General features: G+C 59.9%; 3 protein-coding genes. 2 read left to right on the top strand and 1 reads right to left on the bottom strand.

The annotated features are described in order from the left end of the window. Positions 1-96: 96 nt before the first annotated feature. Positions 97-339 (top strand): hypothetical protein, encoded by a 243-nt coding sequence (locus HU770_RS26720; protein ID WP_047583051.1) that lies wholly within the window; start codon positions 97-99, stop codon positions 337-339. Continuing rightward, positions 336-641 carry a hypothetical protein gene (locus HU770_RS26725; RefSeq protein ID WP_238347571.1) on the top strand — a complete coding sequence of 102 codons (306 nt, stop codon included), beginning with the start codon at positions 336-338 and terminating at the stop codon, positions 639-641. Before HU770_RS26720 ends, HU770_RS26725 begins: the two co-directional genes overlap by 4 nt. An 84-nt stretch (positions 642-725) precedes the next feature. Here the strand turns inward: HU770_RS26725 and HU770_RS26730 are convergent, their stop codons facing one another. Beyond that, positions 726-1,196: a lysozyme inhibitor LprI family protein gene (locus HU770_RS26730; protein ID WP_186666577.1), complete on the bottom strand. Its 471-nt coding sequence runs from the start codon at positions 1,194-1,196 to the stop codon at positions 726-728. Positions 1,197-1,323: the final 127 nt, after the last annotated feature.

Consider the following 1,323-nt stretch of genomic DNA (forward strand, 5'->3'; position numbering starts at 1 on the left):
GGCCGGCAACGAGCGCCAGCTCTCCCCGCACGAAACCCAACCCGAACCTACACCCGCTCTGGCGCCTGGGCGCTGGATTGATGAGAGGTATCAGCTGTGAGCGCAGTAACTGATCAAGATGTTGAATTTGCGCAGGCTGTGGTCGCCCTGGCGCGCCAGCACGGCATGACCGGTATTTCCATGGAGTTTCGGCAGAACTTCGACCTGGCCCAGGTGACCGGCTGCTACTGCGGCAAGCGAATCACCTGGTCGGAAGGTCGCCACGGTGACTCCAGCGATATCAAGTTCCGCACCGAAGCTGAAGCCTCATTCCCAGAGCTTCCCGAGGTGCAGCCATGACCGACCTGATCGAAGCAAAGACGTCCACCTACTTCCTGCAGGCCGCCATCGACGTACAGGCCGAGCGCGGCAAGCAGTACGACGCACCGGACGGCACTCGCAGCATGGTAAAGACTGTCCAAGCCTTCAACGCCATAACCGGCCGCGATCTCACCGAAGCAGAAGGCTGGCTGCTGATGCAGATCGTCAAGGACGTGCGCCAGTGGCAGAACCCCGACAAATACCACGAGGACAGCGCGTTGGATGGCGTGGCGTACGCCTCACTGAAGGCTGAGGCCCTGGCCGCTGGAGACAAGCCATGAAAACTTTCGGAGAAATCATCGAGGCGGCGAAATCGGGCGACTGGCCTGACTACGACGACCTGCGCCTATCAATCACCATCAAAATCACCATTGGTCCAGGTCGTGGAGACGTTGTATCTGGTGCTTGTACTTGCACACAGTCTGATAGGTAGCGCTCGCGGTCCCAGTGATGAGAGCACCTACCACACCGCAATCTGCCTCTACGAACTGCTCCCACGCTGCCTGCGCCTGGGGCATCATGGCCGGTACATTTTTCGGGAGCCTCCCTTTGTCGACGTGCTCCTGTGCGCTGGCAAGAGCCTTCTGGTACTTCTCTTTCACCGCATCCTTAGCCGCCTCCCACATTGCATATGCGCAAAGACCTGAATCATGGGTGGTTTTGGTCTCCGGCTTCCTCAAGCACTGCTGCCAATCGGCCTCCAGCTTCGCCGCGTACTGACGCACCGCTGCATCCCGTGCTGCATTCTCTGCTTCCTCCCCGTGCAGCTCGGCGTGGGCTGCGCCCACTACTACCAGCACCGCGCCTGCGATACCGGCCTTGATAGCGGTCTTCATTGTTCTCATTTCCCTGAGTGATAGCCCGTCCGGCGTGGTGCCGTTCCAGGCGGGTTTGGCTCGGCCAAAAGCCGGGCTGAGGTGATCCCTAACGCATTATATGCGTTGCCATCACCATCGAGCTGGG

Origin of the sequence: Pseudomonas sp. SWRI68 (assembly GCF_014269165.1) — a bacterium.
In the GTDB taxonomy this organism is placed as follows: domain Bacteria; phylum Pseudomonadota; class Gammaproteobacteria; order Pseudomonadales; family Pseudomonadaceae; genus Aquipseudomonas; species Aquipseudomonas capeferrum.